This is a genomic window from Streptococcus bovismuti, assembly GCF_042436615.2.
Classification (GTDB): Bacteria; Bacillota; Bacilli; order Lactobacillales; family Streptococcaceae; genus Streptococcus.
The window spans coordinates 13146-36994 of the sequence record NZ_JBHMFR020000011.1; the positions used below are offsets into that span (position 1 = coordinate 13146).

The 23849-nt window shown below is 40.0% G+C and carries 29 protein-coding genes; all 29 read left to right on the forward strand.

All coding sequences use genetic code 11. The features are described from left to right. Positions 1 to 16: 16 nt before the first annotated feature. The 29 genes from nagA to ACERDH_RS09360 all read left to right on the forward strand — a co-directional run bounded on the left by nagA (position 17) and on the right by ACERDH_RS09360 (position 23711). The gene (gene nagA, locus ACERDH_RS09220) at positions 17 to 1168 is read left to right on the forward strand and encodes an N-acetylglucosamine-6-phosphate deacetylase (RefSeq protein WP_386686674.1); all 1152 of its coding nucleotides are present in this window, start codon (positions 17 to 19) and stop codon (positions 1166 to 1168) included. Between the two features lie 162 nt (positions 1169 to 1330). Then, positions 1331 to 2389: a zinc-dependent alcohol dehydrogenase family protein gene (locus ACERDH_RS09225; RefSeq protein WP_153199947.1), complete on the forward strand. Its 1059-nt coding sequence runs from the start codon at positions 1331 to 1333 to the stop codon at positions 2387 to 2389. Positions 2390 to 2538: 149 nt separating this feature from the next. Next, complete coding sequence (locus ACERDH_RS09230) at positions 2539 to 2904, forward strand: DUF1033 family protein (RefSeq protein ID WP_223340412.1); 366 nt, start codon at positions 2539 to 2541, stop codon at positions 2902 to 2904. 76 nt (positions 2905 to 2980) lie between these two features. Beyond that, positions 2981 to 3922 carry a competence type IV pilus ATPase ComGA gene (gene comGA, locus ACERDH_RS09235; protein ID WP_386686678.1) on the forward strand — a complete coding sequence of 314 codons (942 nt, stop codon included), beginning with the start codon at positions 2981 to 2983 and terminating at the stop codon, positions 3920 to 3922. Continuing rightward, positions 3870 to 4886 carry a competence type IV pilus assembly protein ComGB gene (gene comGB, locus ACERDH_RS09240; RefSeq protein WP_080713095.1) on the forward strand — a complete coding sequence of 339 codons (1017 nt, stop codon included), beginning with the start codon at positions 3870 to 3872 and terminating at the stop codon, positions 4884 to 4886. The genes comGA and comGB overlap by 53 nt, the downstream gene beginning before the upstream one ends. Position 4887: 1 nt before the next feature. After that, complete coding sequence (gene comGC, locus ACERDH_RS09245) at positions 4888 to 5211, forward strand: competence type IV pilus major pilin ComGC (protein WP_261274697.1); 324 nt, start codon at positions 4888 to 4890, stop codon at positions 5209 to 5211. Beyond that, complete coding sequence (comGD, locus tag ACERDH_RS09250; RefSeq protein WP_031233245.1) at positions 5174 to 5608, forward strand: competence type IV pilus minor pilin ComGD; 435 nt, start codon at positions 5174 to 5176, stop codon at positions 5606 to 5608. The genes comGC and comGD overlap by 38 nt, the downstream gene beginning before the upstream one ends. Further along, positions 5571 to 5873: a competence type IV pilus minor pilin ComGE gene (gene comGE / locus ACERDH_RS09255; protein WP_071478895.1), complete on the forward strand. Its 303-nt coding sequence runs from the start codon at positions 5571 to 5573 to the stop codon at positions 5871 to 5873. Before comGD ends, comGE begins: the two co-directional genes overlap by 38 nt. Beyond that, positions 5836 to 6297, forward strand: a complete 462-nt coding sequence (gene comGF, locus ACERDH_RS09260; RefSeq protein WP_386686685.1) for a competence type IV pilus minor pilin ComGF — start codon at positions 5836 to 5838, stop codon at positions 6295 to 6297. The genes comGE and comGF overlap by 38 nt, the downstream gene beginning before the upstream one ends. Further along, complete coding sequence (gene comGG / locus ACERDH_RS09265; protein WP_386686687.1) at positions 6275 to 6688, forward strand: competence type IV pilus minor pilin ComGG; 414 nt, start codon at positions 6275 to 6277, stop codon at positions 6686 to 6688. Before comGF ends, comGG begins: the two co-directional genes overlap by 23 nt. Before the next feature lie 32 nt (positions 6689 to 6720). Then, the gene (locus tag ACERDH_RS09270; protein ID WP_386686690.1) at positions 6721 to 7308 is read left to right on the forward strand and encodes a class I SAM-dependent methyltransferase; all 588 of its coding nucleotides are present in this window, start codon (positions 6721 to 6723) and stop codon (positions 7306 to 7308) included. Between the two features lie 60 nt (positions 7309 to 7368). Then, on the forward strand, positions 7369 to 8322 hold the full coding sequence (locus ACERDH_RS09275) for a class I SAM-dependent methyltransferase (RefSeq protein WP_386686693.1): 954 nt from the start codon (positions 7369 to 7371) through the stop codon (positions 8320 to 8322). Between the two features lie 49 nt (positions 8323 to 8371). Next, positions 8372 to 9562: an acetate kinase gene (locus tag ACERDH_RS09280; protein ID WP_045606668.1), complete on the forward strand. Its 1191-nt coding sequence runs from the start codon at positions 8372 to 8374 to the stop codon at positions 9560 to 9562. A 149-nt stretch (positions 9563 to 9711) separates the two neighbouring features. Continuing rightward, the gene (rnpA, locus tag ACERDH_RS09285; protein ID WP_214615116.1) at positions 9712 to 10083 is read left to right on the forward strand and encodes a ribonuclease P protein component; all 372 of its coding nucleotides are present in this window, start codon (positions 9712 to 9714) and stop codon (positions 10081 to 10083) included. Further along, positions 10058 to 10882, forward strand: a complete 825-nt coding sequence (locus ACERDH_RS09290) for a membrane protein insertase YidC (protein WP_261012394.1) — start codon at positions 10058 to 10060, stop codon at positions 10880 to 10882. Before rnpA ends, ACERDH_RS09290 begins: the two co-directional genes overlap by 26 nt. A gap of 17 nt (positions 10883 to 10899) precedes the next feature. Further along, on the forward strand, positions 10900 to 11889 hold the full coding sequence (jag, locus tag ACERDH_RS09295) for an RNA-binding cell elongation regulator Jag/EloR (protein WP_261012396.1): 990 nt from the start codon (positions 10900 to 10902) through the stop codon (positions 11887 to 11889). 50 nt (positions 11890 to 11939) lie between these two features. Next, the gene (locus ACERDH_RS09300; protein ID WP_261012397.1) at positions 11940 to 12563 is read left to right on the forward strand and encodes a ribonuclease P; all 624 of its coding nucleotides are present in this window, start codon (positions 11940 to 11942) and stop codon (positions 12561 to 12563) included. Positions 12564 to 12693: 130 nt separating this feature from the next. After that, positions 12694 to 14151, forward strand: a complete 1458-nt coding sequence (gene ulaA, locus ACERDH_RS09305; RefSeq protein WP_049544470.1) for a PTS ascorbate transporter subunit IIC — start codon at positions 12694 to 12696, stop codon at positions 14149 to 14151. Positions 14152 to 14174: 23 nt separating this feature from the next. After that, complete coding sequence (locus ACERDH_RS09310) at positions 14175 to 14456, forward strand: PTS sugar transporter subunit IIB (protein ID WP_000241466.1); 282 nt, start codon at positions 14175 to 14177, stop codon at positions 14454 to 14456. Between the two features lie 76 nt (positions 14457 to 14532). Then, entirely contained in the window at positions 14533 to 15018 is a 486-nt protein-coding gene (locus ACERDH_RS09315) for a PTS sugar transporter subunit IIA (protein ID WP_001049926.1), read from the forward strand. Positions 15019 to 15033: 15 nt separating this feature from the next. Next, the gene (locus ACERDH_RS09320; RefSeq protein WP_261043910.1) at positions 15034 to 15699 is read left to right on the forward strand and encodes a 3-keto-L-gulonate-6-phosphate decarboxylase UlaD; all 666 of its coding nucleotides are present in this window, start codon (positions 15034 to 15036) and stop codon (positions 15697 to 15699) included. A gap of 3 nt (positions 15700 to 15702) precedes the next feature. Next, complete coding sequence (locus ACERDH_RS09325; protein ID WP_000113589.1) at positions 15703 to 16566, forward strand: L-ribulose-5-phosphate 3-epimerase; 864 nt, start codon at positions 15703 to 15705, stop codon at positions 16564 to 16566. A 1-nt stretch (position 16567) separates the two neighbouring features. Then, positions 16568 to 17275: an L-ribulose-5-phosphate 4-epimerase gene (locus ACERDH_RS09330; RefSeq protein ID WP_261043911.1), complete on the forward strand. Its 708-nt coding sequence runs from the start codon at positions 16568 to 16570 to the stop codon at positions 17273 to 17275. A 166-nt stretch (positions 17276 to 17441) separates the two neighbouring features. Further along, positions 17442 to 19115, forward strand: a complete 1674-nt coding sequence (locus tag ACERDH_RS09335; protein ID WP_120164280.1) for a BglG family transcription antiterminator — start codon at positions 17442 to 17444, stop codon at positions 19113 to 19115. A 111-nt stretch (positions 19116 to 19226) separates the two neighbouring features. Continuing rightward, positions 19227 to 20318, forward strand: a complete 1092-nt coding sequence (gene ulaG / locus ACERDH_RS09340; RefSeq protein WP_001134226.1) for an L-ascorbate 6-phosphate lactonase — start codon at positions 19227 to 19229, stop codon at positions 20316 to 20318. A gap of 113 nt (positions 20319 to 20431) precedes the next feature. Next, on the forward strand, positions 20432 to 22408 hold the full coding sequence (gene tkt, locus ACERDH_RS09345) for a transketolase (protein ID WP_020902386.1): 1977 nt from the start codon (positions 20432 to 20434) through the stop codon (positions 22406 to 22408). A 116-nt stretch (positions 22409 to 22524) separates the two neighbouring features. Next, complete coding sequence (gene yajC, locus ACERDH_RS09350) at positions 22525 to 22824, forward strand: preprotein translocase subunit YajC (protein ID WP_024056523.1); 300 nt, start codon at positions 22525 to 22527, stop codon at positions 22822 to 22824. Between the two features lie 46 nt (positions 22825 to 22870). Further along, complete coding sequence (locus tag ACERDH_RS09355; protein ID WP_004262466.1) at positions 22871 to 23314, forward strand: low molecular weight protein-tyrosine-phosphatase; 444 nt, start codon at positions 22871 to 22873, stop codon at positions 23312 to 23314. After that, positions 23301 to 23711: an MORN repeat-containing protein gene (locus tag ACERDH_RS09360; protein ID WP_000429311.1), complete on the forward strand. Its 411-nt coding sequence runs from the start codon at positions 23301 to 23303 to the stop codon at positions 23709 to 23711. The genes ACERDH_RS09355 and ACERDH_RS09360 overlap by 14 nt, the downstream gene beginning before the upstream one ends. The last annotated feature ends 138 nt before the right edge of the window (positions 23712 to 23849 follow it).

Consider the following 23849-nt stretch of genomic DNA (forward strand, 5'->3'; position numbering starts at 1 on the left):
TAAGGAGGTTAACATTATGCCTAACTATATTAAAGCGGATCAGTTTTTCTACCCACACGGAGTTCGTCGTGGTGGTTACTTGGAACTTGTAGACGGCAAGTTTGGAAAACATGTAGAACAAATTCCTGAAGGCGCTGACGTCATTGACTATACAGGATACAGCATTGCGCCAGGACTTGTGGATACCCACATTCATGGATTTGGTGGTGTGGATGTTATGGATAATAATATCGAAGGAACCCTTCATACCATGAGTGAAGGACTCCTCAGCATGGGAGTAACGAGCTTCTTACCAACCACTTTGACATCAACTTATGAGCAATTGCTCGCGGTAACTGAAAATATCGGTGCTCGTTACCAGGAAGCAAGTGGAGCTAAGATTCGTGGAATTTATTTTGAAGGACCTTATTTCACAGAGAAATACAAGGGAGCTCAAAACCCTGCCTATATGAAAGATCCTCGTATGGATGAGTTTCGTGCTTGGCAAAAAGCAGCTAATGGCTTGCTTAATAAAATTGCTCTTGCGCCAGAGCGTGAAGGTGTAGAAGACTTTGTACGGACGATCACTGGAGAAGGTGTGACAGTTGCTCTTGGGCATTCAAATGCGACATTTGATGAAGCCAAAAAAGCAGTCGATGCTGGAGCGAGCGTTTGGGTACATGCCTACAATGGCATGCGTGGCTTGACTCACCGTGAACTCGGTATGGTGGGAGCCATGTATCAATTACCACATACTTATGCTGAATTGATTTGTGATGGTCACCATGTGGATCCCAAGGCCTGTGATATTTTGCTCAAACAAAAAGGAACTGAAAATATCGCCCTTATCACGGACTGTATGACAGCGGGTGGATTGGAAGACGGTGACTATATGTTGGGAGAATTCCCAGTAGTAGTTGTCAATGGAACTGCTCGCCTCAAATCTACAGGTAATTTGGCAGGTTCTATCCTCAAACTCAAGGACGGTTTGAAGAATGTGGTCGAATGGGGCATTGCGAATCCGCATGAAGCAGTCATGATGGCCAGCCTCAACCCAGCTAAATCTGTTCACATTGATGATGTCTGTGGTCAAATCCGTGAAGGCTATGACGCGGACTTTATCGTACTAGATAAAGATTTGGAATTGGTAGCAACCTACCTAGACGGTGTGAAACGTTATCAAGCATAAGAGAGAAAGCAGAAGTTAGTGACTAGCTTCTGCTTTTTTATCTATAGTACTTTACTGGTAAATAAAAAAGTTAAAAAAATCACAAAAAAACTTGAACAAGCGAATGAAAAGGCTTACAATTATATTATAAACAGTACAAATAAAAAAACGGAGGAATGCTTTATGAAAGCCTATACTTATGTTAAACCGGGACTTGCTTCTTTTGTTGATGTTGACAAACCAGTGATTTGCAAGCCAACAGACGCTGTTGTGCGTATCGTAAAAACCACTATTTGTGGAACAGACCTCCATATTATCAAAGGGGATGTTCCTGCTTGCCAAAGCGGTACCATTCTTGGTCACGAAGGGATTGGGATAGTTGAAGAAGTTGGGGAAGGAGTTTCGAACTTCAAAAAAGGCGATAAGGTCTTGATTTCTTGTGTCTGTGCCTGTGGTAAATGCTACTACTGTAAAAAAGGAATTTATGCCCATTGTGAAGACGAAGGGGGCTGGATTTTCGGTCACTTGATTGACGGTATGCAGGCTGAATATTTACGTGTCCCTCATGCAGATAACACTCTTTACCATACTCCAGAAGACTTGTCAGATGAAGCTTTGGTTATGTTATCAGACATTTTGCCTACTGGGTATGAAATTGGTGTCTTGAAAGGGAAAGTAGAACCTGGTTGCAGCGTAGCCATTATTGGTTCAGGTCCAGTTGGATTGGCTGCTCTTTTGACAGCCCAATTCTACTCACCAGCCAAATTGATTATGGTGGACTTAGACGATAACCGCTTGGAAACTGCTTTATCATTTGGTGCGACTCATAAGGTTAATTCTTCAGACCCTGAAAAAGCGATTAAAGAAATTTATGATTTGACAGATGGTCGTGGTGTAGATGTTGCTATCGAAGCTGTTGGTATTCCTGCAACATTTGATTTCTGTCAAAAGATTATCGGTATAGACGGAACAGTTGCCAACTGTGGTGTACATGGTAAACCAGTAGAATTCGATTTGGACAAACTTTGGATTCGCAACATCAATGTAACAACTGGTTTGGTATCTACAAATACCACTCCACAATTGTTGAAAGCTCTTGAAAGTCATAAGATTGAACCAGAAAAATTGGTAACTCATTATTTCAAACTAAGTGAAATTGAAAAAGCCTATGAAGTTTTCAGTAAGGCAGCAGACCACCATGCAATTAAGGTCATTATAGAAAATGATATTTCAGAAGCTTAAGTAGTAAAAACATTTTGGAACATAAGCAAATAGAAATTCAGTCATCATAAGATGGCTGGATTTTTTATCAAAAAATTAAGAAATGAGCATATTTCTTTCCTTGTTTAGCGGAATTGGTTATAATATACGGTACAAAGGAATAAATGAATATGTATCGTGTTATAGAAATGTACGGAGATTTTGAACCTTGGTGGTTTATAGAAGGTTGGGAAGAAGATATTGTAGCAAGTAAGAAATTTGACCAGTATTATGATGCTCTCAAATACTACAAAACTTGCTGGTTTAAATTGGAACAAGAATCCCCTCTTTATAAAAGTAGAAGTGACTTGATGACCATTTTCTGGGATCCGGAAGACCAACGCTGGTGTGATGAATGTGATGACTATTTACAACAATACCATTCTTTGGCTCTTTTGCAGGATGAGCAGGTTATCCCAGATGAAAAATTACGTCCAGGCTATGAAAAACAAACAGGTAAGGAAAGGCACCGTTCTTGCCGTATGAAATTAAAATAGAGAAAAAGTAACTTTTTTGGAGTTGCTTTTTTTATTTTTCCAAATCTTTGCGAATAGTATAGGTGAGGAGGTAAGTATGGTTCAAGAAATTGCACAAGAAATCATTCGTTCGGCCCGGAAAAAAGGGGCGCAGGATATTTATTTTGTCCCTAAGCTAAACGCTTATGAGCTTCATATGAGGGTCGGAGACGAGCGCTGTAAAATCGGTTGTTATGATTTTGAAAAGTTTGCGGCTGTCATCAGTCACTTTAAGTTTGTGGCGGGTATGAATGTTGGAGAAAAGCGACGTAGTCAACTTGGTTCCTGTGATTATGCCTATGACCAGAAGATGGCGTCCTTACATCTATCTACTGTAGGTGATTATCGAGGGCATGAGAGTTTGGTGATCCGCTTGTTGCATGATGAGGAGCATGATTTGCATTTTTGGTTTCAGGATATTGACGAATTGGGTAAGCAGTACAGGCAACGTGGTCTCTATCTCTTTGCTGGTCCAGTCGGAAGTGGAAAGACGACCCTGATGCACGAATTGGCCAAGTCTCTCTTTAAGGGGCAACAAGTTATGTCTATTGAAGATCCTGTCGAAATCAAGCAGGACGACATGCTCCAGTTACAGCTGAATGAGGCAATCGGACTAACCTATGAAAATTTGATCAAGCTTTCCTTACGTCATCGCCCAGATCTCTTGATTATCGGAGAAATTCGTGACAGCGAGACGGCGCGTGCAGTGGTCAGAGCCGGTTTGACAGGGGCGACAGTCTTTTCAACCATTCATGCCAAGAGTATCCGAGGTGTTTATGAACGCCTGCTGGAGTTGGGTGTGAGTGAGGAGGAATTGGCAGTCGTTCTGCAGGGAGTCTGCTATCAGAGATTAATCGGGGGAGGAGGAATCGTTGACTTTGCAAACAAAGACTATCAAGAACACCAGCCAACTAGCTGGAATGAACAGATTGACCAGCTTCTTAAAGATGGACATATCACAAGTCTTCAGGCTGAAACGGAAAAAATTAGCTACAGCTAAGCAAAAAAATATCATCACCCTGTTTAACAATCTCTTTTCCAGCGGTTTTCATCTGGTGGAGACAATCTCCTTTTTAGATAGGAGTGCTCTGTTGGACAAGCAGTGTGTGACTCAGATGCGCACGGGCTTGTCTCAGGGGAAATCATTCTCAGAAATGATGGAAAGTTTGGGATTTTCAAGTGCCATTGTCACTCAGTTATCCCTAGCGGAAGTTCATGGGAATCTTCACCTGAGTTTGGGAAAGATAGAAGAGTATCTAGACAATCTAGCCAAGGTCAAGAAAAAATTAATTGAAGTAGCGACCTATCCCTTGATTTTGCTGGGTTTTCTTCTCTTAATTATGCTGGGGCTACGGAACTACCTACTACCACAACTGGATAGTAGCAATATTGCCACTCAAATCATTGGCAATCTACCACAAATTTTTCTAGGAATGGTAGGGTTTGTTTCAGTAGGTGTCCTTTTAGCACTAACTTTTTATAAAAGAAGTTCTAAGATGCGCGTCTTTTCTATCTTAGCACGCCTTCCCTTTCTTGGAATCTTTGTGCAGACCTATTTGACAGCCTATTATGCGCGTGAATGGGGGAATATGATTTCGCAGGGAATGGAGCTGACGCAGATTTTTCAGATGATGCAGGAACAAGGTTCCCAGCTCTTTAAAGAAATCGGTCAAGACTTAGCTCAAGCACTCCAAAATGGTCGCGAATTTTCTCAAACCATAGCAACCTATCCTTTCTTTAAAAAGGAGTTGAGTCTCATTATTGAGTATGGTGAAGTCAAGTCTAAGCTGGGGAGTGAGTTGGAGATCTATGCTGAAAAAACTTGGGAAGCCTTTTTTACCCGAGTCAACCGCACCATGAATTTGGTGCAGCCACTGGTTTTTATCTTTGTGGCACTGATTATCGTTTTACTTTATGCGGCAATGCTCATGCCCATGTATCAAAATATGGAGATAAATTTTTAACATGAAAAAAATGATGACATTCTTGAAAAAAGCGAAAGTGAAGGCTTTCACGCTTGTGGAGATGTTGGTAGTCTTGCTCATCATCAGCGTGCTTCTATTACTCTTTGTACCTAATCTGACCAAGCAAAAAGAAGCAGTCAATGACAAAGGAAAAGCTGCTGTTGTTAAGGTGGTGGAAAGCCAGGCAGAACTTTATAGCTTAGATAAGAATGAAGAAGCTAGCCTAAGCAAGTTACAAGACGATGGGCGCATCACGGAAGAACAGGCTAAAGCTTATAAAGAATACCATGCTAAACAAAATACCAGCCAAACCGTTGCAGATTAAGGCTTTTACCATGCTTGAAAGTCTCTTGATTTTGGGACTTGTGAGTATCCTTGCCTTGGGCTTGTCCGGCTCTGTTCAGTCCACTTTTGAGGCGGTAGGGGAGCAGATTTTCTTTATGGAGTTTGAAGAACTTTATCGGGAAACACAAAAACGCAGTGTAGCTAGTCAGCAAAAGACTAGTCTAAATTTAGATGGGCAGACGATCAGTAATGGCAGCCAAAAGTTGACCGTACCTAAAGGAATTCAGGCACCATCAGGACAAAGTATCACATTTGACCGAGCTGGGGGAAATTCATCCCTGGCTAAGGTTGAATTTCAGACCAGCAAAGGAGCGATTCGTTATCAATTATATCTAGGAAATGGAAAAATTAAACGCATTAAGGAAACAAAAAATTAGGGCAGTGATTTTACTGGAAGCAGTAGTGGCTCTAGCTATCTTTGCCAGCATCGCGACCCTCCTTTTGGGGCAAATTCAAAAAAATAGGCAAGAAGAAGCAAAAATCTTGCAAAAGGAAGAAGTCGTGAGGGTAGCTAAGATGGCCTTGCAGACAGGTCAAAATCAGGTAAACATAAACGGAGTTGAGATTCAGGTGTTTTCTAGTGAAAAGGGATTGGAGGTCTACCATGGTTCAGAACAGTTGTTGGCTATCAAAGAGCCATAAGGTTAAGGCTTTTACCTTGTTAGAATCCCTGATTGCCCTCATTGTCATCAGTGGAAGCTTACTCCTTTTTCAAGCCATGAGTCAGCTCCTTATTTCAGAAGTTCGCTACCAACAGCAAAGCGAGCAAAAGGAGTGGCTTTTGTTTGTGGACCAGCTGGAGGCAGAATTAGACCGTTCGCAGTTCGAAAAAGTGGAAGGTAATCGCATTTATATGAAGCAGGATGGCAAGGATATCTCTATTGGTAAGTTAAAATCGGATGATTTTCGGAAAACTGATGCCAGTGGACGAGGATATCAGCCTATGATTTATGGACTCAAATCAGCTCAGATTACAGAGGACAATCAACTGGTTCGTTTTCGTTTTCAATTCCAAAAAGGCTTAGAAAGGGAATTCATCTATCGTGTGGAAAAAGAAGAAAGTTAAGGCAGGTGTTCTCCTCTATGCAGTCACCATGGCAGCCATCTTTAGTCTTTTGTTACAATTTTACTTGAACCGACAGGTCGCCCACTATCAAGACTATGCTTTGAATAAAGAAAAGTTGGTTGCTTTTGCTATGGCCAAGCGAACCAAAGATAAGGTTGATAAGGAAAGTGGGGAACAGGCCTTTAATCTGGGTCAGGTGAGTTATCAAAATAAGAAAACAAACTTGGTGACAAGGGTTCGCACGCCTAAGAGTCAATATGAGTTCCTGTTTCCTTCCGTCAAAATAAAAGAAGAGAAAACAGATAAAAAGGAAAAGGTAGCGACTGATTCAAGCGAAAAAGCAGAGAAGAAAAAATCAGAAGAGAAGCCTGAAAAGAAAGAGAATTCCTAGCCAATCAAGCTACTTTGTGCTAAACTAAAAATATGAAACATGATTTTAACGACAAAGCAGAAACTTTTGATTCCCCTAAAAATATCTTCCTTGCAAACTTAGTTTGTCAAGCAGTCGAGAAACAGATTGATCTTCTATCAGACAAAGAAATTTTGGATTTCGGTGGAGGGACGGGTCTGTTAACCTTGCCCCTAGCCAAGCAGGTCAAGTCTGTAACATTGGTGGATATTTCGGAGAAAATGCTGGAGCAAGCTCGTTTGAAAGCGGAGCAGCAAGACATCAAGAATATCCAGTTTTTGGAGCAAGATTTACTGGAAAAAACCTTGGAGAAAGAGTTTGATCTCATTGTTGTTTGTCGTGTTCTTCATCATATGCCTGATTTGGATGCGGCTCTCTCACTGTTTCATCAACATCTGAGAGAAAATGGACAACTTTTACTTGCTGATTTTACCAAGACAGAAGCTAACCATCATGGGTTTGATTTAGCTGAACTGGAAAAACAGCTAATTGAGCATGGTTTTTCATCTGTGCATAGTCAGATCCTCTATAGCGATGAAGACCTGTTTCAAGGAAATTACTCAGAACTCTTTTTAACAGTAGCCCAAAAATCACTCGCCTAGTCAGGGAGTGATTTTTCTATAAGGATGGAAAAAAGGAGGGAAATTTGATAAGATAGGAATATGGATTTTGAAAAAATTGAACAAGCTTATACCTATTTACTAGAGAATGTCCAAGTCATTCAAAGTGATTTGGCGACCAACTTTTATGACGCCCTTGTGGAGCAAAATAGTATCTATCTGGATGGTGAAACTGAGCTAGAGCAGGTCAAAGAGAACAATCAAGCTCTTAAGCGTTTAGCGCTACGCAAAGAAGAATGGCTCAAGACCTACCAGTTTCTCTTGATGAAGGCTGGGCAGACAGAGCCCCTACAGGCCAATCACCAGTTTACACCGGATGCTATTGCCTTACTTTTGGTGTTTATTGTGGAAGAGTTGTTTAAAGAGGAGGAAATTACTATCCTCGAAATGGGTTCTGGGATGGGAATTTTGGGCGCTACTTTCTTGACCTCGCTTGATAAAAAGGTGGATTACTTGGGAATGGAAGTGGATGATTTGCTGATTGATTTGGCAGCTAGTATGGCAGATGTAATTGGTTTGCAGGCTGGCTTTGTCCAAGGAGATGCCGTTCGTCCACAAATGCTCAAAGAAAGCGATGTGGTCATCAGCGACTTGCCTGTCGGCTATTATCCTGATGATGCCGTTGCGTCGCGCCATCAAGTTGCTTCTAGTCAAGAACATACTTACGCCCATCACTTGCTCATGGAACAAGGACTTAAGTATCTCAAGTCAGACGGATATGCTATTTTTCTAGCTCCGAGTGATTTGTTGACCAGTCCTCAAAGTGACTTGTTGAAAGGTTGGTTGAAAGAGGAGGCAAGTCTGACTGCCATGATTAGTTTGCCTGAAAATCTCTTTGCCAGTGCTAAACAATCCAAGACGATTTTTATCTTACAGAAGAAAAGTGAAACAGCAGTAGATCCTTTTGTTTATCCACTTGCTAGCTTGCAAGATGCAAGTGTTTTAATGAAATTTAAAGAAAATTTTCAAAAATGGACTCAAGGTACTGAAATATAAAATAGATTTTGTTATAATAGATGAAAACGCTTAAAAGAGGAGTCTTGTTATGACAAAAACAATTGCAATCAATGCGGGAAGTTCAAGTTTGAAATGGCAATTATACTTAATGCCAGAAGAAAAAGTATTGGCGAAAGGTTTGATTGAACGTATCGGTTTGAAAGATTCAATTTCAACTGTAAAATTTGATGGTCGTTCTGAACAACAAATTTTGGATATCGAAAATCATACACAAGCTGTAAAAATCTTATTGGATGACTTGATTCGTTTCGATATTATCAAGGCTTATGATGAGATTACAGGTGTTGGACACCGTGTTGTTGCCGGTGGAGAATATTTCAAAGAATCAACAGTCGTTGAGGGAGATGTTTTAGAAAAAGTTGAAGAGTTGAGCTTGTTGGCTCCTCTCCATAATCCAGCCAATGCAGCAGGTGTTCGTGCCTTCAAGGAATTGTTGCCAGACATTACCAGTGTAGTTGTTTTTGATACTTCATTCCACACAACTATGCCAGAGAAAGCTTATCGCTACCCTCTACCAACAAAATATTACACAGAAAACAAGGTTCGTAAATATGGTGCCCACGGTACAAGTCACCAGTTTGTAGCAGGAGAAGCTGCAAAACTCTTGGGCCGTCCATTAGAAGACTTGAAATTGATTACTTGCCATATCGGTAATGGAGCTTCTATCACAGCAGTTAAGGGCGGTCAATCTGTCGATACTTCAATGGGATTCACTCCACTTGGTGGTGTGATGATGGGAACACGTACAGGAGATATTGACCCAGCTATCATTCCTTACTTAATGCAATATACAGAGGACTTTAATACTCCTGAAGACATTAGTCACGTTCTTAATCGTGAATCAGGACTAATGGGGGTTTCAGGTAAATCTAGTGATATGCGTGATGTGATTGCTGCCATGAAAGAAGGGGACCACGATGCCACTTTGGCTTATGAAATGTATGTTGACCGTATCCAAAAACATATCGGTCAATACCTTGCAGTCTTAAATGGAGCAGATGCTATTATCTTTACTGCAGGTATAGGTGAAAATGCTGCAAACGTACGTGAAGATGTTATTTCAGGTATCTCTTGGTTCGGCTGTGATGTTGACCCAGAGAAGAATGTCTTTGGTGTGACAGGAGACATCTCAACAGAGGCAGCGAAAATCCGTGTCTTGGTTATTCCAACAGATGAAGAATTAGTCATTGCTCGTGATGTTGAACGCTTGAAAAAATAAGTAAAACTAGAAAAAATATTCCGTACAAGGAGTTGGAAAAGTGATTTTTCCAGCTTCTTTTTCTGATGAAATTGTCCAAAACCTTGCTATGATTGGCTTTTTTGAAAAATATGGTATAATAGTAGTAATTTAATAGATGGAGTTGAGTTTTGAAGAAAAACTTTCGTGTAAAAAGAGAGAAAGATTTTAAGGCGATTTTCAAGGAAGGAACAAGTTTTGCTAACCGAAAATTTGTTGTTTACAAATTAGAAAATCAAAAAAACCATTTTCGAGTAGGTCTATCAGTTAGCAAAAAGCTGGGAAATGCCGTCACTAGAAATCAAATCAAGCGACGGATTCGGCATATTATCCAGAATGCAAAAGGGAGTCTGGTAGAAAAGGTAGACTTTGTTGTCATTGCTCGAAAAGGGGTCGAAACCTTGGAATACGCAGAGATGGAGAAAAATCTACTCCACGTATTAAAATTATCAAAGATTTACCAGGAAGGAAATGGGAGTGAAAAAGAAACTACAGTTGACTAGTTTGCTAGGACTGTCTCTATTTATCATGACAGCCTGTGCGACAAATGGGACAACTAGTGATATTACAGCAGATTCGACTGATTTTTGGAGTAAATTGGTTTACTTCTTTGCAGAAGTCATTCGCTTTTTATCGTTTGATATCAGTATCGGAGTGGGGATTATTCTCTTTACAATCTTGATTCGTACAGTGCTCTTGCCAGTCTTTCAAGTGCAAATGGTAGCGTCTAGAAAAATGCAGGAAGCTCAACCACGCATTAAGGCGCTTCGAGAACAATATCCAGGTCGCGATATGGAAAGCAGAACCAAATTAGAGCAGGAAATGCGTAAAGTCTTTAAAGAAATGGGTGTCAGACAGTCGGATTCTCTTTGGCCGATTTTGATTCAGATGCCACTTATCTTGGCCTTGTTCCAAGCTCTATCAAGGGTTGACTTTTTGAAGACAGGTCATTTCTTATGGATTAACCTTGGTGGTGTGGATACAACACTTGTTCTTCCGATTTTAGCAGCAGTATTTACCTTTTTAAGTACTTGGCTGTCTAATAAAGCCTTGTCTGAGCGAAATGGAGCTACGACTGCGATGATGTATGGGATTCCAGTCTTAATCTTTATCTTTGGGGTTTATGCTCCGAGCGGAGTCGCTCTCTACTGGGCAGTGTCCAATGCCTATCAAGTCTTGCAAACCTATTTCTTGAACAATCCATTCAAGATTATTGCAGAGCGCGAGGCCGTAGTACAGGCACAAAAAGATTTGGAAAATAGAAAAAGAAAAGCCAAGAAAAAGGCTCAGAAAACGAAATAATAAGGAGGAATCTGGTAATGGTAGTATTTACAGGTTCAACTGTTGAAGAAGCAATCCAGAAAGGATTGAAAGAATTAGATATCCCAAGACTGAAGGCTCATATCAAAGTCATTTCTCGTGAAAAAAATGGATTTCTTGGTTTGTTTGGTAAAAAACCAGCTCAAGTTGATATTGAAGCTATTAGTGAAACAACGGTCATTAAAGCTAATCAGCAGGCTGTCAAGGGTGTTCCCAAAGAAATTAATGAACAAAATGAACCGGTCAAAACAGTCAGTGAAGCAACCGTTGATTTGGGGCATGTTGTAGAAGCAATTAAAAAGATTGAAGAGGAAGGTCAAGGGGTTTCTGATGAAGTCAAGGCTGAAATCTTGAAAAATGAAAAACATGCCAGCACTATTTTGGAAGAAACTGGACATATTGAGATTTTAAATGAATTACAGCTTGAAGAAGCTGGTTTCGGAGAAGAAGTAGAAACTCCTATTGCTGAGACTCAAGCGGAACAAACTGAAAGTCAAGAATTAGAAGATTTGGGCTTAAAGGTGGAACCGAGCTTTGATATTGAACAAGTAGCTACGGAAGTAACGACTTATGTTCAAACGATTATTGATGATATGGACGTTGAGGCGACGATTTCAAATGACTATAACCGTCGTAGCATCAATCTACAAATTGATACTAATGAGCCAGGTCGTATCATCGGTTATCATGGTAAAGTCTTGAAGGCCTTGCAACTGTTGGCTCAAAATTATCTTTATAACCGCTATTCAAGAACTTTCTACATTACTATTAATGTTAATGATTACGTTGAACACCGTGCAGAAGTCTTGCAGACCTATGCGCAAAAATTGGCGACTCGTGTTTTAGAAGAAGGTCGTAGCCATCAGACAGATCCTATGTCAAATAGTGAACGCAAGATTATCCACCGTATTATTTCACGTATGGATGGCGTGACTAGTTACTCTGAAGGTGATGAGCCAAATCGCTATGTCGTTGTAGATACAGAATAAGTAAAATCAGGTTTATCCTGATTTTTTGCTAGCTAGAGGAGGTTAAACGGATGTTGAATAAGATAAGAGACTATCTAGACTTTGCAGGTTTGCAGTACCGTAATCCAGATAAAGCTGGGGAAGAACGAGAGAAAATGCTGGAATTCCGCCATAAAGGTCAAGAGGCTCGAAAAGCCTTTACAGAACTGGCTAAAGCATTTCAGATAAGTCATCCAGAATGGCAACTCCAACAGACAAGTCAGTGGATGAACCAAGCGCAGCGTTTGAGACCACACTTATGGGTTTATCTACAGCGTGAGGGGAAAGTGACAGAACCTATGATGGCTCTTCGTTTGTATGGAACACCTGCTGACTTTGGAATTTCCTTAGAGGTCAGTTTCATCGAGCGTAAGAAAGATGAGCGAACTCTAGGCAAGCAGGCCAAAGTTTTAAAAGTTCCAACCGTTGAAGGTGTTTATTATCTAGTCTACTCTGATGGTCAAAGTCAACGGTGGGAGGCGAACGAAGAAAATCGTCAAATTTTAAGAAATAAACTATCCAATCAGGAAGTCCGAAAAGTGTTAGTTAAAATAGATGTCCCTATAACAGAGAATTCATCTGAAGAAGAAATCGTAGAAGCCCTACTGAAATCTTATGATAAAATTCTTCCATTTTATCTAGCTACGAGAAACTAAGCTAATCATTAAAATATCATAAATCATACAGTCCAAGAGTGAACAGTCCGCTGTGTAATTCTTGGTCTTTTTGTTTACGCTTTCAAATTATATAATAAACCTACAAAAACAATTCAAAAGGAGAACAATTATGGAAGTCATTTCAAGTGTTCTAAATTGGTTTTCTAGCAATATTTTGCAGAATCCCGCATTTTTCGTAGGTTTATTGGTGTTGATAGGATACGCACTTTTGAAAAAACCTGCCCACGACGTTTTCTCAGGGTTTGTTAAAGCAACAGTAGGGTATATGTTGCTCAATGTGGGTGCAGGTGGTTTGGTTACAACCTTCCGTCCGATCTTAGCAGCCCTTAACTACAAATTCCAAATTGGTGCAGCGGTTATCGACCCTTACTTTGGACTTGCTGCAGCAAACAACAAAATTGCAGCAGAGTTTCCAGATTTTGTTGGAACTGCAACTACAGCTCTATTGATTGGTTTCGGAATAAATATCTTGCTCGTAGCTCTTCGCAAGATCACGAAGGTAAGAACCCTCTTTATTACTGGTCACATCATGGTACAACAAGCTGCAACAGTATCTCTTATGGTTCTATTCTTAGTACCACAATTGCGCAATGCTTACGGTACAGCAGCGATTGGTATCATCTGTGGACTTTACTGGGCAGTTAGTTCAAATATGACTGTTGAGGCAACTCAACGCTTGACTGGTGGTGGCGGATTTGCGATTGGTCACCAACAGCAATTTGCAATCTGGTTTGTAGATAAAGTAGCAGGACGCTTTGGTAAGAAAGAAGAAAGTTTAGACAATCTTAAATTACCTAAGTTCCTCTCAATCTTCCACGATACAGTTGTTGCATCTGCTACCTTGATGCTCGTATTCTTCGGAGCCATTCTTTTAATCTTGGGTCCAGACATTATGTCTAACAAAGAAGTCATTACTTCAGGAACTCTATTCAATCCTGCTAAACAAGATTTCTTTATGTACATTATCCAAACAGCCTTCACCTTCTCAGTTTACTTGTTCGTTTTGATGCAAGGTGTTCGCATGTTCGTATCTGAGTTGACAAACGCCTTCCAAGGTATTTCAAACAAATTGTTGCCAGGTTCATTCCCAGCGGTTGACGTTGCAGCTTCTTATGGATTTGGTTCTCCAAACGCTGTCTTGTCAGGATTTGCCTTTGGTTTGATTGGTCAATTGATCACAATTGTCTTGCTCATCGTCTTTAAAAATCCGATTCTTATTATTACAGGATTTGTACCAGTGTTCTTTGACAATGCAGCCATTGCGGTCTATGCTGATAAACGCGGTGGATGGAAAGCGGCTGTTATCCTATCCTTCATCTCAGGTGTTCTCCAAGTTGCTTTAGGAGCTCTCTGTGTGGCCCTTCTTGACTTAGCATCTTACGGTGGTTACCATGGAAATATCGACTTTGAATTCCCATGGCTTGGATTTGGATACATCTTCAAATACCTTGGTATTGTTGGTTATGTACTTGTGTGTCTCTTCTTGCTTGTTATTCCTCAACTTCAATTTGCCAAAGCAAAAGATAAAGAGAAATATTACAACGGTGAAGTTCAAGAAGAAGCTTAGTATCTAGAAAAGGAGAAAATAAAATGGTTAAAGTATTAGCAGCGTGTGGAAATGGAATGGGTTCATCTATGGTTATCAAGATGAAGGTTGAAAATGCCCTCCGTAAGCTTAATCAAACAGATTTTACAGTCAATTCATGTAGTGTCGGTGAAGCTAAAGGTTTAGCAGCAGGATATGACATCGTAATCGCTTCTCTTCATTTGATTCAAGAATTGGAAGGGCGAACTAATGGGAAGTTAATTGGGCTTGACAATTTGATGGATGATAAAGAAATCACTGAAAAACTCAGTCAAGCACTACAGTAAAAGGTTGGAGGGGGCTGGATAGAAACTGAGAGTCATCGTTTCTGTCCTTCTCCCTCTTTAAATAAAGGAGGCAGATATGAATTTAAAACAAGCTTTAATTGACAATGACTCGATCCGACTAGGTTTAGAGGCTAACGATTGGAAAGAAGCAGTCAAGGTAGCGGTAGATCCCTTGATTGAAAGTGGAGCAATTTTGCCAGAGTATTACGATGCAATTATTGAATCGACTGAAGAATATGGTCCCTACTATATCTTAATGCCAGGTATGGCTATGCCCCATGCTAGACCTGAAGCTGGAGTGCAAAGAGATGCCTTTTCATTGATCACCTTACAAAATCCTGTTGTATTTTCAGATGGGAAAGAAGTTTCAGTTTTGTTGGCACTAGCAGCAACAAGCTCAAAAATTCACACAAGTGTAGCCATTCCACAGATTATTGCCTTGTTTGAATTAGAAGATTCTATCGCACGTTTACAGGCTTGCCAGACTAAAGAAGATGTCTTGGCGATGATTGAAGAATCTAAGAATAGCCCTTATCTCGAAGGATTAGATTTGGAAAGTTAGAAAGAGGAAAAAGAGATGACAAAAAGAATACCTAATTTACAAGTTGCATTAGACCATTCAGACTTGCAAGGAGCGATTAAAGCAGCTGTTTCTGTTGGTCAGGAAGTAGATATTATCGAAGCTGGAACTGTTTGCTTGCTTCAAGTTGGAAGTGAACTGGTTGAAGTCTTGCGTAGCCTTTTCCCAGATAAGATTATTGTGGCAGACACAAAATGTGCTGATGCTGGTGGAACAGTTGCTAAAAATAATGCGGTTCGTGGAGCAGATTGGATGACTTGTATCTGTTGTGCAACTATCCCTACTATGGAAGCGGCTCTAAAGGCTATCAAGACTGAACGTGGAGACCGAGGCGAAATCCAGATTGAACTTTATGGCGATTGGACTTTTGAACAAGCTCAGCTTTGGCTAGATGCTGGTATCTCACAAGCTATTTATCACCAATCTCGTGATGCACTTCTTGCTGGTGAGACTTGGGGTGAAAAAGACCTTAATAAGGTTAAAAAACTCATCGACATGGGCTTCCGTGTGTCTGTAACAGGTGGTCTAGATGTAGATACTCTCAAACTATTTGAAGGCGTTGATGTCTTTACCTTCATCGCAGGTCGTGGAATTACAGAAGCTGCGGATCCAGCAGGAGCAGCGCGTGCCTTCAAGGATGAAATCAGACGAATTTGGGGGTAAACCATGGCACGTCCAATTGGAATTTATGAAAAGGCAACCCCGACACACTTTACTTGGCTAGAACGTTTAAATTTTGCCAAGGAGTTAGGCTTTGATTTTGTCGAGATGTCTATTGATGAACGTGACGAGCGTTTAGCAAGACTGGACTGGAGCAAGGACGAGCGTTTGGAAGTTGTCAAAGCAATCTATAAAACTGGTGTTCGTATTCCTTCTATCTGTTTTTCAGGCCATCGTCGCTACCCATTGGGATCAAATGATCCAGTTATAGAGGAAAAATCTCTAGAACTCATGAAAAAATGTATTGAATTAGCCCAAGACTTGGGAGTTCGTACTATTCAATTAGCTGGTTACGACGTTTATTATGAGGAAAAGTCACCCCAGACACGCCAACGTTTTATCAAAAATTTGAGAAAAGCCTGTGACTGGGCTGAAGAGGCTCAGGTGGTACTTGCTATTGAAATTATGGATGATCCTTTCATCAATAGCATCGAAAAATACTTGGCTGTAGAAAAAGAGATTGACTCTCCCTACCTCTTTGTATACCCAGATATTGGTAATGTATCTGCATGGCATAATGATGTCTACAGTGAATTTTATCTTGGGCATCATGCCATCGCAGCTCTCCATCTCAAGGATACTTATGCAGTGACAGAAAGTTCAAAGGGCCAGTTCCGAGATGTAACTTTTGGGCAAGGTTGTGTTAAATGGGAAGAAGCTTTCGATATTTTAAAACAAACCAATTATAATGGACCTTTCCTAATCGAAATGTGGTCTGAAAATTGTGAAACTGTAGAAGAAACACGCGCAGCCATTCAAGAGGCGCAAGCTTTTCTCTATCCACTAATTAAGAAAGCAGGTTTGATGTAAGATGAATCAAGTAATAAACGATATGCGTAAACGAGTCTGTAATGCCAATCAATCATTACCAAAACATGGGCTTGTTAAATTTACCTGGGGAAATGTATCGGAAGTCAATCGCGAACTAGGTGTCATTGTTATTAAACCATCAGGCGTTGATTATGACGAATTGACACCTGAAAACATGGTGGTGACGGACTTGGATGGCCAAATTCTAGAAGGAGATTTAAGACCATCTTCTGACCTCCCAACTCATGTGCAGTTATATAAGGCATGGCAAGAGATTGGTAGTGTGGTCCACACCCATTCGACAGAAGCAGTTGGTTGGGCACAGGCTGGACGTGATATTCCTTTCTATGGAACAACCCATGCAGACTATTTTTACGGTTCAATCCCTTGCGCCCGTAGTTTGACCAAGGACGAAGTAGAAGTGGCCTATGAAAAAGATACTGGCCTGGTTATCGTAGAAGAGTTTGAACGTCGCGGACTTAACCCGGTTGAAGTACCAGGAATTGTTGTACGCAATCACGGTCCATTCACCTGGGGCAAAAATCCAGAGAATGCCGTTTATCACTCTGTCGTATTAGAGGAAGTATCAAAGATGAATCGCTTTACAGAACAAATCAATCCAAGAGTTGAACCTGCTCCCCAGTACATTCTAGAAAAGCACTACCAACGTAAGCATGGACCAAATGCTTATTACGGTCAAAAGAAATAAGAAATTGAATTGAAAAGAGGCTAGGACCTTTCGATCCAAGCCTCGCTTTTGTAATTGTAAGTATTCGTTATTAAGAGACTACTGTTGATAATTGAAATGCGTTAGTGAATGTGATACTATTATAAAGTTGTTTTCAAGGCAGTTGATTGATAGAGGAGTATGAAATATGGTACTGGATAAGGCAAGTTGTGATTTGCTTCAATATTTGATGGATCAAGAAACGTCCAAAACGATTATGGCGATTTCGAAAGATTTGAAAGAGTCAAGAAGGAAAATTTATTATCACATTGACAAAATCAATGCTGCTCTGGGTGACGAGGCGCTTCACATCATTAGTATTCCACGAATTGGTATTCACTTAACGGAAGAGCAGAGAAATGCTTGTTGTGAACTATTATCGGAAGTAGATTCGTACGATTATATCATGAGTGCTCATGAACGTATGATGATAATGTTACTATGGATAGGTATTTCTAAAGAACGTATTACGATTGAAAAATTGATGGAGTTAACAGAGGTGTCTAGGAATACTGTTCTCAATGATTTGAATAGTATTCGTTATCAACTAACTTTGGAACAATATCAGGTGACCTTGCAAGTGAGCAAGTCACAGGGATACCATCTTCATGCCCACCCTCTTAATAAAATTCAGTATCTTCAATCGCTTCTATATCATATTTTTATGGAGGAAAATGCCACTTTTGTATCTATTTTAGAAGATAAGATGAAAGAGAGGTTAGATGGTGAGTGTTTGCTTTCTGTTGAAATGAACCAATTTTTTAAGGAACAGGTTCCTTTAGTTGAACAAGATTTAGGGAAGAAAATAAACCATCATGAAGTAACTTTTATGTTGCAGGTTCTACCTTATTTGCTGTTAAGCTGTCATAATGTTGAACAGTATCAAGAAAGACATCAGGATATAGAGAAAGAATTTTCTTTGATAAGAAAAAGAATAGAGTATCAGGTGTCTAAGAAATTAGGAGAACGATTGTTTCAAAAGTTTGAAATTTCTTTGTCAGAACTTGAAGTTTCTCTTGTAGCTGTTCTTCTCCTCTCCTATCGTAAAGATTTGGATATTCATGCAGAAAGTGATGATTTTCGGCAATTAAAACTTGCTTTAGAAGAATTTATCTGGTATTTTGAATCACAAATCCGAATGGAGATTGAGAACAAGGATGATTTGTTAAGAAATTTGATGATCCACTGTAAAGCCTTGTTATTTAGAAAGACTTACGGTATTTTTTCTAAAAATCCTCTAACAAAACAAATTCGATCCAAGTATGGAGAATTATTTTTAGTCACTAGAAAATCTGCGGAAATTTTAGAAGGAGCATGGTTTATTCGGCTAACAGATGATGATATTGCCTATTTGACGATTCATATTGGAGGATTTTTAAAGTATACACCATCGTCTCAAAAAAATATGAAAAAAGTTTATCTCGTTTGTGATGAAGGTGTTGCGGTTTCGAGACTTTTGCTGAAACAATGCAAACTTTATTTTCCAAATGAGCAAATTGGCACTGTATTTACAACAGAACAATTTAAGAGTGTGGAAGATATTGCACAAGTTGATGTAGTGATTACTACTAATGATGATTTGGATAGCAGATTTCCGATTTTAAGGGTTAATCCTATCCTTGAAGCAGAAGATATTTTGAAAATGCTAGACTATCTTAAACACAATATATTTCGTAATGAGAGCAAAAGTTTCAGTGAAAATCTTTCTAGTCTTATTTCGTCTTATATTGTAGACAGCAAGTTGGCTAGTAAGTTTCAAGAAGAGGTTCAAACACTTATAAATCAAGAAATAGTAGTTCAAGCTTTTTTGGAAGATATTTGAAGGACAGTCCAATGATGAACACAAACCTGTGTTTTTCTTGGTCTTTTTTAGTGTTTTGAAGGGTGGTATACTAATCTCAAAGATAACAATTATATCCAAAGGAGGCAACATATGCCAAACGTCAAAGAAATTACAAGAGAGTCATGGATTTTAGCTACTTTCCCAGAGTGGGGAACATGGTTGAACGAAGAAATAGAAGAAGAAGTCGTACCTGAAGGCAACTTTGCCATGTGGTGGCTAGGCAACTGTGGTACTTGGATTAAGACACCAGGTGGTGCTAACGTTGTCATGGACCTTTGGTCAAACCGTGGAAAATCAACCAAAAAAGTGAAAGATATGGTTCGTGGGCACCAAATGGCAAATATGGCAGGTGTTCGTAAGTTGCAACCAAACTTGCGTGTTCAGCCAATGGTTATCGATCCATTTGCTATCAACGAACTAGACTATTACTTAGTTTCACACTTCCATAGTGATCATATCGACCCATACACAGCTGCAGCAATTCTCAACAATCCTAAGTTAGAGCATGTTAAGTTTATCGGTCCTTACCACTGTGGACGAATCTGGGAAGGATGGGGTGTTCCAAAAGAACGTATCATCGTTGTTAAACCAGGTGACACCATCGAATTAAAAGATATGAAGATTCATGCAGTAGAATCATTTGACCGTACTTGCTTGGTAACTCTTCCAGTGAACGGTGCTGATGAGACAGGCGGTGAACTTGCTGGCTTAGCTGTTACAGATGAAGAAATGGCTCAAAAGGCTGTTAACTATATCTTTGAAACACCAGGTGGAACCATCTATCATGGTGCAGATTCTCACTTCTCAAACTATTTTGCAAAACATGGTAAAGACTTTAAAATTGATGTTGCTTTGAATAACTATGGTGAAAATCCGGTAGGTATCCAAGATAAAATGACATCTATCGACCTTCTTCGTATGGCAGAAAATCTGCGTACCAAAGTCATTATCCCAGTTCACTATGATATCTGGTCTAACTTCATGGCTTCCACTAATGAGATTCTAGAACTTTGGAAAATGAGAAAAGATCGCTTGCAATACGATTTCCATCCATTTATCTGGGAAGTCGGCGGTAAGTACACTTATCCTCAAGATCAACACTTAGTAGAATACCATCATCCACGTGGTTTTGATGATTGTTTTGAACAAGACTCTAACATTCAATTTAAAGCTTTGCTATAATATAAAAATATTCTTTGGAGGTTATCCGTATGTTGCATGATACGGATAATTTTCATATAATAGTAAAATAGAATGTGTGATTCAATAATCACCTCAAATAGAAAGGAAATTCTATGTCAAATCTATCTGTTAATGCAATTCGTTTCCTAGGTATTGACGCTATCAACAAAGCCAACTCAGGTCACCCAGGTGTGGTTATGGGAGCGGCTCCGATGGCTTATAGCCTCTTTACAAAACAACTTCGTATCAATCCAGCTCAACCAAACTGGATTAACCGCGACCGCTTTATTCTTTCAGCAGGCCATGGTTCAATGCTTCTTTATGCCCTTCTTCACCTTTCTGGTTTTGAAGATGTCAGCATGGATGAGATTAAGAGCTTCCGTCAATGGGGTTCAAAAACACCAGGTCACCCAGAATTTGGCCATACAGCAGGAATTGATGCTACGACAGGTCCTTTAGGTCAAGGGATTTCAACTGCCACTGGTTTTGCCCAAGCAGAACGTTTCTTGGCAGCCAAATATAACCGCGAAGGCTACAATATCTTTGACCACTATACTTACGTTATCTGTGGAGACGGAGACTTGATGGAAGGTGTCTCAAGTGAGGCGGCTTCATACGCAGGCTTGCAAAAACTAGACAAATTGGTTGTTCTTTATGATTCAAATGACATCAACTTGGATGGTGAGACAAAGGATTCCTTTACAGAAAGTGTTCGTGACCGTTACAATGCCTACGGTTGGCATACTGCCTTGGTAGAAGATGGAACAGACTTGGAAGCAATCCATGCTGCTATCGAAACAGCTAAAGCTTCAGGCAAACCATCTTTGATTGAAGTGAAGACGGTTATTGGATACGGTTCTCCAAACAAACAAGGAACTAATGCCGTACATGGGGCTCCTCTTGGAGCAGATGAAACTGCAGCAACTCGTCAGGCTCTTGGTTGGGACTACGAACCATTTGAAATTCCAGAACAAGTTTACGCTGATTTCAAAGAACATGTTGCAGACCGTGGTGCATCAGCTTATGAAGCTTGGACAAAATTAGTTGCAGATTATAAAGAAGCTCACCCAGAACTAGCTGCAGAAGTAGAAGCCATCATCGACGGACGCGATCCAGTTGAAGTGACTCCAGCAGACTTCCCAGCTTTAGAAAATGGCTTCTCTCAAGCAACTCGTAATTCAAGCCAAGATGCCTTGAACGTTGTGGCGGCTAAGTTGCCAACCTTCTTGGGTGGATCAGCTGACTTAGCTCACTCAAACATGACTTATATCAAGACTGACGGACTTCAAGACGACGCCAATCGCTTGAACCGTAACATTCAGTTTGGTGTTCGTGAATTTGCAATGGGAACTATCTTGAACGGGATGGCCCTTCACGGTGGACTTCGTGTATACGGTGGAACTTTCTTCGTCTTCTCTGACTATGTGAAGGCAGCTGTCCGTTTGTCAGCCTTGCAAGGACTTCCTGTGACCTATGTCTTTACCCATGATTCTATTGCAGTTGGGGAAGATGGGCCAACACACGAACCAGTTGAACACTTAGCAGGTCTCCGTGCTATGCCAAATCTAAATGTTTTCCGTCCAGCAGATGCGCGTGAAACTCAAGCAGCTTGGTACCTTGCAGTGACAAGTGAGAAAACACCAACTGCTCTTGTCTTGACACGTCAAAACTTGACTGTTGAAGAGGGAACAGACTTCGACAAGGTTGCTAAAGGTGCTTATGTTGTCTATGAAAATGAAGCAGACTTTGATACCATCTTGATTGCGACAGGTTCAGAAGTCAATCTAGCTGTCTCAGCTGCTAAAGAATTGGCTAGTCAAGGCGAAAAAGTCCGCGTAGTCAGCATGCCATCTACAGATGTCTTTGATAAACAAGATGCAGCATACAAGGAAGAAATTCTTCCAAATGCAGTTCGTCGTCGTGTCGCAGTCGAAATGGGTGCAACTCAAAACTGGTACAAATATGTTGGACTAGATGGTGCCGTTCTAGGTATTGATACCTTCGGAGCCTCTGCTCCAGCACCAAAAGTATTGGCAGAATATGGCTTTACTGTTGAAAATCTTGTAAAAGTCGTTCAAAACTTGAAATAATCCTAAAAATCAGGGCGCAAGCTCTGGTTTTTCTTACTAGAAAAGCAAGGTACAATCTTGTAAAAGTAGCTGAAATTTGATATAGTAGTCCTATGTAAAAGACAAAGGAGAAGAAAATGAATCCAAATTATACATTTTTAATTATGCTTGTAGCGATGTTTGCCTTGATGTTCTTTATGCAACGCTCTCAAAAGAAACAAGCACAAAAACGTATGGAAAGCTTGAATAAACTACAAAAAGGCTATGAAGTGATTACAATCGGTGGACTTTACGGAACAGTCGATGAAGTAGATACTGAGAAGAGAACGATTGTTCTTGATGTAGATGGAGTTTACTTGACTTTTGAACTAGCTGCTATCAAGACCGTATTACCGCCGAAAGAAACAGCTTCACTAGAAGGCGCAATTGAAAAATAAGACGGGATTACTAACTCCCGTTTTTCTATAAAAGAAAGGAAATGGGATGAAAAAACTAGTCTTTGTCTGTCTGGGGAATATTTGCCGTAGTCCTATGGCTGAGTTTGTTATGAAATCAATGACAGATAATTATGAAATCCAAAGTCGAGCGACTTCTTCTTGGGAACATGGCAATCCGATTCATAAGGGAACTCAAGGGATTTTTCAACAGTATCAGATTCCTTATGATAAAGGCAAGACATCGCTTCAGATTAGTAAGGAAGATTTTGAAGCCTTTGATTATATTATCGGTATGGATGCTTCAAATGTTTCTGACTTACGTCAGATGTGTCCAGCAGACTGTAAAGATAAGATTTACTCATTCGCATCTGAAAGTGTTCCAGATCCTTGGTATACAGGAGATTTTGAGGAAACCTATCAGCGTGTTCAAGAGGGTTGTCAAGCTTGGTTAGAACGTTTAGAAAAGGGGAGTGAAGATGGAAAATCTTAAGAATTTTTACGACAAGTATCGTATCTATCTGACTCGTCCACGTTTAGAGATTTTGGCAGTAGTTACGATTGTTTTTTGTGCTGTACTCGTCTTTTTTCTAAATATTCCCGGAAAAGGCGTTCTAAAGCTTGATAATGGAACGATTGTTTACGATGGCAGTCTTGTACGTGGTAAAATGAATGGCCAAGGTACCATTACTTTCCAAAATGGGGACCAGTATACTGGTGGTTTCAACAATGGAGCCTTCAACGGAAAAGGTACCTTTCAATCTAAAGAAGGCTGGACCTACGAAGGTGATTTTGTAAATGGTCAGGCTGAAGGAAAAGGGAAACTAACAACAGAACAAGAAGTCGTTTATGAAGGGACTTTTAAACAAGGCGTTTTTCAACAAAAATAAAGCCTCCTTATCAAAGGAGGTATTGTTATCATTTAAAAGTAAGCGCTTACTAGAAAATCTATCTCTTTCCAAGCTCCTCTTCCAATCAAGCTTGTGAAATAAAAAAATATTTGAAATTCATTTCACAAACTCTAAAGA